Origin of the sequence: Janthinobacterium sp. MP5059B, assembly GCF_001758645.1 — a bacterium.
Classification (GTDB): Bacteria; Pseudomonadota; Gammaproteobacteria; order Burkholderiales; family Burkholderiaceae_D; genus Janthinobacterium; species Janthinobacterium lividum.
Genome location: NZ_LRHX01000017.1, coordinates 1 through 9717, shown reverse-complemented (window position 1 = coordinate 9717; position 9717 = coordinate 1). Strand labels below are relative to the sequence as shown.

The following is a 9717-nucleotide window of genomic DNA, read 5'->3' as shown; positions in this document are numbered from 1 at the left end:
GCCGGACAGTACGCCCGTGGCCCCGTTCAGCATCAAGGTCACCGACAGCAGCACGGGCGTGGGCGCGCCATTCAGCGCGAGCAACAGCTATACCCTGGCAGTGGCGGCACCGGTCCTGACACTGACGCCGGCACGGATTGGCGCCAGGCTGGCCGGCGGCATCGCGCCGTATGCGTACTCCGTGAGCGGCGGCGCCTGGTTCACTTGCAGGGTCAACGCTTGCTGCACCGTGAACTGGTGCGCGTCCTTCGCTTGCAAGGTGAAGTTGTAGCTCGCCCGCCACCGTTGGCGTGCCGCTGACGATGCCGGTCGCCGCATTGAGCACCAGGCCCGTTGGCAAGGCGCCGCCGCTCACGGAGTACGCATACGGCGCGATGCCGCCGGCCGCCGTGAATGTCTGGCTATACGCGTCGCCGGCACGGATTGGCCGCCAGGCTGGCCGGCGTCAGTGTCAGGACCGGTGCCGCCACTGCCAGGGTATAGCTGTTGCTCGCGCTGAATGGCGCGCCCACGCCCGTGCTGCTGTCGGTGACCTTGATGCTGAACGGGAAGCTGCCCGCCACATTCGTCGTGCCGGACAGTACGCCCGTGGCCCCGTTCAGGCTCAGGCCAGCGGGCAAGGTACCGCTGCTGACGCTGAAGGTGTACGGCGCCGTGCCGCCCGCTGCCGTCAGCGTCGTAGTGTAGGCCGCTTCCGCCGTCGGATTGGACAAGGCCGCTGGCGTCAGGCTGACCGTCGCCGAAGACACCACCAGGGTATAGCTTTGCGTGCCGGTGAACTGGTGCGCATCGGCCGCCTGCACGGTCAAGGTAAAACTGCCGGCTGCCGTTGGCGTGCCGCTCAGCAAGCCGCTGCTGCTCAAGGTGAGGCCAGCTGGCAGGCTGCCGCTCGACACCGTGTAGGCATAGGGAGCCACGCCGCCGCTGGCCGACAGTGGCTGGCTGTACGCCGTGGCCACTGTCGCCGCCGGCAAGGTGGCTGGCGTGAGCGTGATCGTCGGCGCGGAAACGGCCACCGTATAACTCTTGCTCGCGCTGAACGGCGCACCCGCGCCCGTGCTGCTGTCGCTGGCGCGCAGGCTGAAGGTAAAGCTGCCGGCCACATTCGTCGTGCCGGACAGCACACCCGTGGCAGTGTTCAGGCTCAAGCCGGCAGGCAGGCTGCCGCTGGTCACGCTGTAGGTGTACGGCGCCATCCCGCCCGTCGCCATGACGCTGACGCTGTAGGGGGTTTCCGCCACGGGATTGGGCAAGGTGGCCGGCGTCAAGCTGACCGTCGGCGCGCCCACGGTGACTGTCACGGTGGCCGGCGCCGAGGTACCGCTGGCATTCGTGGCCGTATAGGTAAAGCTGTCGCTGCCGCCGTAGCCGGTCGTCGGCGTATACGTGATGCCGGTACCGTTGGCCGTCGCCGTGCCGTGAGCGGGTAGCGATGCCACCGCCACGGAGGCCGCCGCGCCGCCGCCCAGGTTCAATGGAACCGGGTTGGCGCTGCTGCCGTAGGCCACCGTCGTGGTGACGGCGCCGGCCACGGGCACGGCGATCGCCACCGTGCCGGAATAAGCATGCACGCCTGTATACGGTCCGCTGCCGGTGCTGCTGTCCGTGGCGGTGATGCTGAAGCTGTAGGCGCCCGCCACCGTCGGCGTGCCGGACACGGTACCGTCCGCCGCCAGGCTCAAACCTGTCGGCAGGCTGCCAGCCGTCACGGCATAGCCATACGGCGCCGTGCCGCCCGTGGCGGTGACGCCCTGGCTGAAGGCGACGCCGGCCGTCATGGCCGGCAAGGCCGCCGGCGCGATGCTGATCGCCGGTACCGCCACCGTCAGCGAATAGGCGCGCGCGCCCGCATATGGACCGCTGCCCGTCGAACTGTCCGTGGCCCGCACGGTAAAGTTGAAGGTACCGCCCGCCGTTGGCGTGCCCGCCAGCAGACCGGCATTCGACAGGCTCACGCCGGCCGGCAAGGCACCGGCGCTGATCGCGTAGGCGTACGGTGCCAGGCCGTTCGCGGCCGTCAGGGTCTGGCTGTAGGCCGTGCCGACTGTTGCACCAGCTACGCTGGTTTGCACAATCGTCACGGTCGGCGTGCCCACCGTGATGCTCACGGTGGCCACCGCCGAGGTGCCGATGCCGTTGGTGGCCGTGTAGGTAAAGCTGTCTGGCCCGCCATAACCGGCCGTCGGCGTATATGTAATGCTGGTGCCGCTGGCCGTCGCCGTGCCATGCGAGGCGCCGGAGGACACGCTTACCGAGGTCGCCACACCGCCGCTCAGGCTCAAGGCGATCGGGTTGGCGCTGCTGCCGTAGGCCACCGTGGCGCTGACATTGCCGGCAATGGGCGCACCCGGTGCCACGCTGCCGGAATAGGCGCGTGAGCCCGAGAAGGGAGCGCCTGCGCCGGTGCTGCTGTCGGTGGCGGTGACGGTAAAGCTGTACGCGCCCGCTGCTGCCGGCGTGCCGGACAAGGTGCCGTCCGCCGCCAGGCTCAGACCCGTCGGCAAACTGCCCGTAGTGACGGCATAGTTATATGCTGCCGTCCCGCCGGTGGCGGTAATGGCCTGGCTGAAAGCAACGCCGGCCGTCATTGCAGGCAAGGCAGGCGGCGCTACCGAGATCGTTGGCGCCGCCACCGTCAGCGAGTAGGCCTGCGTGCCGGCATACGGGCCGCTGCCCGTCGAACTATCCTGGGCGCGCACGGTGAAGTTGAAAGTACCGGCAGCCGTTGGCGTGCCTGACAGTGTCCCGCCGCTGGACAGGCTGAGGCCTGCCGGCAAGGCGCCTGCGCTGATCGTGTAGGTGTAAGGCGACGTGCCGCCCGCGGCCGTCAGGGTCTGGCTGTATGCCGTGCCGACTGTTGCGCCCGATACGCTGGTTTCCACGACAGTTACCGTTGCCACGCCCACCGTAATGGTCACGGTGGCCGGCGCCGAAGTACCGACGATATTGGTGGCCGTGTAGGTGAAGCTGTCAGGGCCGCCATAGCCGGCCGTCGGCGTGTAGGTGATGCTGGTGCCGCTGGCCGTCGCCGTGCCGTGCGAAGCGCCGGAGGCGATGGCCACCGAGGTCGCCGTGCCGCCGCCAAGTGACAAGGTGATCGGGGTGGCGCTGCTGCCGTACGCCACCGTGGCGCTGGAACCACCTGCAACTGGCGCACCGAAATAGGTGAACTGGTCCGCCGCGCTGGTGGCGCTGGTACCACCCGCCGTGGTCACGCGCACATCCACCGTGCCCGTACCGCTTGGCGCCGTCGCCGTGATCTGCGTGGCGCTGTTGACGGTGAAGCCAGTGGCCGCCGTGGCGCCGAACGTCACGACAGTCGCACCGCCCAAATTCGAGCCCGTGATGGTGACCGTGGTGCCGCCGGTAGCAGGACCCGTGGCAGGCGAAATGCTGCTCACCGCCGGTGCGGCCACATACGTAAACTGGTCCGCTGCACTGATGGCGCTGGTGCCGCCAGCGGTGGTGATGCGCACGTCCACGGTACCCGTGCCTGCGGGCGCCGTCGCCGTGATCTGCGTGGCGCTGTTGACGGTAAAGCCGGTGGCCGCCGTGGCGCCGAAGGTCACGGCTGTCGCGCCGCTGAAATTCGAACCGCTGATGGTGACCGTGGTGCCGCCGGTAGCCGGACCGGCCGTCGGCGAAATGCTGCTGACCACCGGTGCCGCCACATAGGTATATTGATCGGCCGCGCTGATGGCGCTGGTGCCGCCCGTCGTGGTGACGCGCACGTCCACCGTGCCCGTGCCGCTTGGCGCCGTCGCCGTGATCTGCGTGGCGCTGTTGACCGTATAGCCGCTCGCCGCCGTGGCGCCAAACGTCACCGCCGTGGTGCCGCTGAAGCCCGTACCCGTGATGATGACGCTCGTGCCGCCGGTGGCCGGACCGGCTGTCGGCGAAATGCTGCTGACCGCAGGCAGCGTCACGTAGGTAAATTGATCGTTGGCACTGGTGGCGCTGGTGCCGCCCACCGAAGTGACGCTCACGTCCACCGTGCCAGCGCCGCCGACCGGCGCCGTGGCCGTGATCTGCGTGGCGCTGTTGACGGTGTAGCCGGTGGCCGCCGTGGCGCCGAACGTCACGGCTGTCGTGCCGCTAAAATTCGAGCCGGTGATGATGACCGTGGCGCCACCGGTCGTAGGTCCTGAAGTGGGCGAAATGCTGCTCACCACCGGCCGTGCCACATAGGTAAATTGATCGGCGGCGCTGGTGGCGCTGGTGCCGCCCGCCGTAGTGACGCGCACGTCGACCGTGCCAGCGCTGCCCGCTGGCGCCGTGGCCGTGATCTGCGTGGCGCTGTTGACCGTGTAGCCGGTGGCCGCCGTGGCGCCGAAGGTCACCGCCGTGGTGCTGCCAAAACCCGTGCCGGTGATGGTGACGGTGGTGCCGCCGGTGGCCGGGCCGGCCGTGGGCGAAATGCTCGTCACCGTCGGTACCGCCACAAAGGTGTACTGGTCCGCCCCGCTGGTGGCGCTGGTACCGCCCGTCGTGGTGACGCGCACGTCCACCGTACCGGTACCGGCAGGCGCCGTGGCCGTGATCTGCGTGGCGCTGTTGACCGTGAAGCCGGTGGCTGCCGTGGCGCCGAAGGTCACCGCTGTAGCGCCGGTAAACCCCGTGCCCGTAATGGTGACGCTCGTGCCGCCAGCGGCAGGACCTGCCGTGGGCGAAATGCTGGTGACCGTTGGCGCAGGAATATACGTGAACTGGTTGGCAGCGCCGGTGGCGCTGGTGCCGCCAGTCGCGGTGACGGTCACGTTCACGGTGCCAGCACTACCGGAAGGCGACGTGGCGGTTATGGTCGTGGCATTGACGACGGTGACGGAGACGCCATTATTGGCGCCAAACTTCAGCGCCGTAACGCCCGTAAAGCCGGTACCAGTAATGGTGACGGCCGTGCCGCCGGTCGCAGGGCCGGATGCAGGCGACACGCCGGTGATGGTCGGCGGCGGCTGGGCGTTGATCACCAGGGAATAGCTTCTGGACGTGTTGTACGGTCCATTGCCGCCCGTGACATCCGTCGACTTGATCACAAAGTTATAGGTGCCCAGGGCGCTCGGCGTACCCGATAACAAGCCGCTGGAGGACAGGCTCAGGCCAGGCGGCAAACTGCCCGACTCCACCACATAGGTAAAGGGCGCAGTACCATTCAAAGTGGACATCTGCTGGCTGTAGGGCGCCGACAGCCCGCCGGCCGCCAGGGTGGTGGGCGTGATGGACAATGTAGGGATGGCGACCGTCACGGAATAATTCTTGATGACTACCTGCGGTGTGCCTGCCGTCGAATCGGTGACCTTGACGCCAAATGCAAAGGAGCCGGTAGCCGTCACGGTGCCGGAAATCACGCCGCTCGACGACACGGTGATGCCAGGTGGCAAGGTGCCTGAATCAAACGCGTAGGCATAGGGGGCCACGCCGCCGCTCGCCGACATGCCCTGGCTGTACGGCACGCCAATCACGGGTGCCGTCAAACTGCCGGGCGCCACGGTGAAGGCAGCCGCCGCGGGCAAGACGGTCACCGTGAAAGTGATCTCTCCTTGCGACTCATCGAGCAGCACAAACGTATCGGACAGCGCGCCATCTCCATTATTGGTGTAGGTCGCCTTGTTGTCCTGATTGTTGGTGAGGCCGGTGATCGTGCCGTGCAATGCCGTGGCAGCATTATCGTTCAGGCCAAAAGTATTGCAGCTCGACAGGTCGATGATGTACGAGGCACCCGAGGCAACTGTAAAACTCTGATTCGGAGGGCAGATAAGGCTCGGGCCCGCCGCCTGCGCGGGCGTGGCGCCGAACGCCAGCATCAGCAGGCACAGCGAGGCAAGCCACTGCACGAAACGGCCGGATATTGGCGACCTTTCAGCGGCACTGTTTGGCATTCGCCCCTTATTTCCGGCAAAAAAGGAAAGCAGGAAAGAAAGTGCCGGACGGGCGCCGATATCGTTGCAAGTGCGCAACATAATTTCTCCAATACAGTGTTTTTTAAACAAAAAATGCACATGAATTCAGGCTGCAAGCGATGCCTATCCAGGCTCTTCTACAGTGCCAACAGATGTTGACGCTTGCCATATGACAACGTATGCTAACCCGAGATTTCAATAAAGTAACTATAACAAAAAGGGTTTTTTAAAACGCAATATTGGTTGCAAATGGAAAATATTTCCCATTTGAAATTTAATTGCATTCAACCGTGGGAGAACGATGATGGCTGATGTGTATCTAGGACAAATCATGATGGGCGGCTTCAATTTTGCGCCGCGTGGATTTGCGGCATGTAACGGCCAATTGCTGCCCGTTGCGCAAAATCAGGCGCTGTTTGCACTGCTGGGTACCTACTACGGCGGCAATGGCAGTACGACCTTTGCCTTGCCTAACTTGCAAGGCAGTACCCCTGTCGGTGCCGGTAGTTCTGTCGATGGCGCCTGGCAACCTTCCCCCTACCCGATCGGTACGCGGGCGGGGACCGAGGCTGTCACCTTGATATCGACACAGATGCCGCCGCACACGCATGCGGCCAATACGGTAACGACGCCCGGCACGTCGAAAAATCCCACCAATACCCTGTTTGGCGGCAGCGGCGCGGAATCCATCTATGGTTCGGCCGGACCGCAAGTTACCCTCTCCAACCAAACCCTGGCGTTGACCGGCGGCAACCAGTCGCATAACAATATGCAGCCGTTCTCGGTCATCAACTTCAATATCGCCTTGAGCGGTATCTTCCCGTCGCGCAACTAACGAATCAGCCATTTCTTACGGAGCATAGTCATGACCACACCCTATGTCGGCGAAATTCGCCTGTTTGCCTTTCCCCGCATTCCCAGCGGCTGGTTCGCCTGCGACGGCAGCCTGAAACCGATCGCCAATAATGAAGTACTGTACACCCTGCTGGGCACCACCTACGGCGGCGACGGCGTCAACACTTTCGCCGTGCCCGACCTGCGCGGCCAGGTTCCCCTGCATATGGGCACCGGTCCCGGCCTGACCAACCGGCCCATCGGGCAACGAAGCGGCAGCGAATCGGTGACCTTGCTGGCAACCCAGCTTCCTTCGCATACGCACCCGTTCAATGTGAACAGCACCCTGGCGACGGCGAATGTGCCAGCGGCCAACCTGCTGCTGACGGCCCCGTCGAATAACGACAAGATGTACACCAGCGATCTGACCGGTCTGACCGCCTATGCACTGGCAACCACCGCCACGGGCACAACAGGCGGCAACCTGGCGCACGAGAACACCATGCCAACCCTGACCGCCTCATTTTGCATCGCATGGGCAGGCATTTTCCCATCACAGCAATAACAGCCGGCACGCAAGCGCAGCCCCTAAAATCGATCAGGAGAACCTACCGTGACATCACCATACCTTGGCGAGATACAAGTCTTCGGCTTCAATTTCACACCCTACGGATGGGCCAGCTGCAATGGCGCCACCCTGCAAATCCGGCAATATACCGCCCTGTTTTCCTTGATCGGCACGCAGTATGGCGGCGATGGGGTTAACACCTTCCAGCTGCCCAACTTCACGGGACGCGCGCCCTGCAGCCAGGGCCAAGGCCCGGGCCTGACGCCGCGCGTGATGGGCGAGACGTTCGGCAGCAACAGTGTCACGTTGAACGTGACGGAGATCCCGAACCACACCCATCAACTCAATGTATATCGCCAGCCCACGGCCGCCCTGCAGCACAACACGCCGCTCGCTGGGGATGCCTTGATTGCGCTTGGCGGCACGTCCGCATTCGTGCCGACGACGCCACCCAATGTCACGCTGTCCCCGACCGCGATCGGTGCTGCCGGTGGCGGCCAGCCGCACGAAAACCGCCAGCCGATGCTGGCGGTGAATTTCTGCATCGCCCTGCAAGGGGAATTCCCGTCGTTTGATTAAGTTTGATGCATCCAGGCAGGCGGCGCCATCGCGGCGCCCGCCTTGCCCTTCTCCCCGTACCGGCCTCAGTTAAACACTGCCTGGTACAGGAAGCCGTGGCTGTCACGCGCCACCGGCACCAAAAAGATACCCACTTCGCCAAACGCATCATGCTGCATCTGGAAAATTTTCTGGCTGAACAGGATGGGAGAGCTATTGTGAAACAGCAGGCTGAACGGCTTGCGCATCAAGCCCTCCAGGGTTGCTGACGGCAACGGGCGCACTTCCTTCAGGACAAAGGCGGCATTTCCGTCACCGGCCGCAATAAACGTCTCGTTGACGCGCGTGGCAAAATGTTCGAGGGTCAGGACATTCATCATTCCAGGTATTCCATTCCGTAAACAGTGTGGTAAAGACGATGCCTGATTCTAATGGAATCATTGCCGCCCTGGCACGGCAATAACATGAAAAACCAGGCGTCATATGCACCGCGGGGCGGGAGCAAGCTGCTCCCGCCCCGCGGCGTCACCTCCTTGAACCGTAGCGCTACTTGAGCGGCATGGCAATGCCGAACATCACCGACTGGCTACGCCCGCTATCCATGTTCAGATTGCTGTTGTAGTCCAGCGTGATGGTCATGCCGTTCGACAGCAGCAGTTTCACGCCCAGCCCCGCCGTCCAGTTGCCCGTCTGCTGCGGCACCGTGCGGATCACGTACACGGGGCCGTCGGCCGCCAGGTCGGCATAGGCCAGGCGCGCATCGTCGGCGCCCTGGAACTGGTGCCGATACTCGAGCCGCGCCCGCGGGAACCACGTGCCCAGGCCACCCACATAGATGCCCTCGGCCCGCACGCCCAGCGCGCCGATGCGCGAACGCACCGTCTGCTTGAAGTAGCTCAGCGCGTTGATGCCCGCCGCCTTCTCCGTGTACGGATCGAGCTTGGCCGACATCAGTTCCACCCGGCCATATGGCGACCACATCCACGTTTCCTGGCGCATCTCGATGCCGCCCACCAGCGCGCCGAACACTTGCTTGCCGTCGCGCTCACCCGTGGCGAAACCGCTGCCATCGGTGAGGTAGCGCGACGCATCGTATTGCAGGGTACCGTAGCCGAGCACGCCGTCAAGGAAGACGCCCTTGCTCGGACGCAGGCTGCCATACACGGCCGCCACGGCGCTGTCGGCCGTGCTGCGGCTGCCGTTCTGGCCCACGTCGCTGCGGTCATGGCTGAAACCGGCGCCCACGCCCAGGGTCGCCAGGTCGCTGATGCGGTAATCGCCACCCACGCTCACGCCGTTGGTGCGGAAACGGAAGCCCGTGTCGCGGCCATTCACATAGTGCTGGCCGAAGTCCACCGCGCCGCCCAGCCACAATGCCAGGGCCTGCTTCTGCGTGTCCGGACGCTGCGGCATGTCCGGCAAGCCGTTCGTGGCGCCGCTGACATCCACCTGTTGCCGCTCGCTGCTGAAACCGGCATCGGGCTGGCGCAGGGACGCCTTGCGCATGAACGGTTTCACGGCCGTGCCAAACACGCGATCCGCTTCGTCCGCCTGCCAGCGCGCCAGCGCCGCCGTCGGGTTGCCGCTGTCGTTCGGCGGCGTCAGGCTCAGGCCAAAGCTGGAACGTCCCCAGCCGTCGCCATGCAGGCTTTCCAGGCGCTGCGTGAAGTTCGACAGCTGCGCGCTGGCGAAACGCCGCGCCGCATCGGCTTGCGCCGCCTGCAAACCGATCACTTCCGGATCGACCGACGGGTCGCGGCGCGCCGTCACCGTCACATTGACCACGCCCGGCTTCGAGGTGGCAAAGGCATTGCTCAGGGTGTAGCTGACCACGGCGGCGCAAGCCGATGCGGCGCGGCG

General features: G+C 65.0%; 7 protein-coding genes. 4 read left to right on the top strand and 3 right to left on the bottom strand.

The window, feature by feature from the left end; all coding sequences use genetic code 11:
• On the top strand, positions 1 to 271 hold a 271-nt coding region (locus tag JAB1_RS30395; protein ID WP_254672228.1), incomplete at its 5' end, for a hypothetical protein.
• A 130-nt stretch (positions 272 to 401) separates the two neighbouring features.
• Here the strand turns inward: JAB1_RS30395 and JAB1_RS22830 are convergent.
• A complete protein-coding gene (locus JAB1_RS22830) occupies positions 402 to 5831 on the bottom strand; it encodes an IPT/TIG domain-containing protein (protein WP_070281901.1) in 5430 nt (1809 codons plus the stop codon).
• Between the two features lie 397 nt (positions 5832 to 6228).
• On the opposite strand from JAB1_RS22830, the gene JAB1_RS22825 reads away from it, so the two are divergent.
• From JAB1_RS22825 to JAB1_RS22815, 3 genes are read left to right on the top strand one after another with little or no spacing between them, the layout of a single operon-like run.
• On the top strand, positions 6229 to 6732 hold the full coding sequence (locus JAB1_RS22825) for a tail fiber protein (RefSeq protein ID WP_254672227.1): 504 nt from the start codon (positions 6229 to 6231) through the stop codon (positions 6730 to 6732).
• Positions 6733 to 6762: 30 nt separating this feature from the next.
• Entirely contained in the window at positions 6763 to 7296 is a 534-nt protein-coding gene (locus tag JAB1_RS22820) for a tail fiber protein (RefSeq protein WP_070281900.1), read from the top strand.
• A gap of 48 nt (positions 7297 to 7344) precedes the next feature.
• Positions 7345 to 7878, top strand: coding sequence for a tail fiber protein (locus tag JAB1_RS22815; RefSeq protein WP_034785964.1), 534 nt, complete (start codon positions 7345 to 7347; stop codon positions 7876 to 7878).
• Between the two features lie 65 nt (positions 7879 to 7943).
• Here JAB1_RS22815 and JAB1_RS22810 read toward each other — a convergent pair whose 3' ends face one another.
• Entirely contained in the window at positions 7944 to 8237 is a 294-nt protein-coding gene (locus tag JAB1_RS22810) for a hypothetical protein (protein WP_254672225.1), read from the bottom strand.
• 166 nt (positions 8238 to 8403) lie between these two features.
• Positions 8404 to 9717 (bottom strand): autotransporter outer membrane beta-barrel domain-containing protein (locus tag JAB1_RS22805; RefSeq protein WP_139144651.1); only part of this gene is annotated, 1314 nt, incomplete at its 5' end.

Coding starts and splice junctions, on each gene's coding strand:
- JAB1_RS22825 (WP_254672227.1), top strand. CDS start 6,229: ATGATGGGCGGCTTCAATTTTGCGCCGCGTGGATTTGCGGCATGTAAC.
- JAB1_RS22820 (WP_070281900.1), top strand. CDS start 6,763: ATGACCACACCCTATGTCGGCGAAATTCGCCTGTTTGCCTTTCCCCGC.
- JAB1_RS22810 (WP_254672225.1), bottom strand. CDS start 8,237: ATGATGAATGTCCTGACCCTCGAACATTTTGCCACGCGCGTCAACGAG.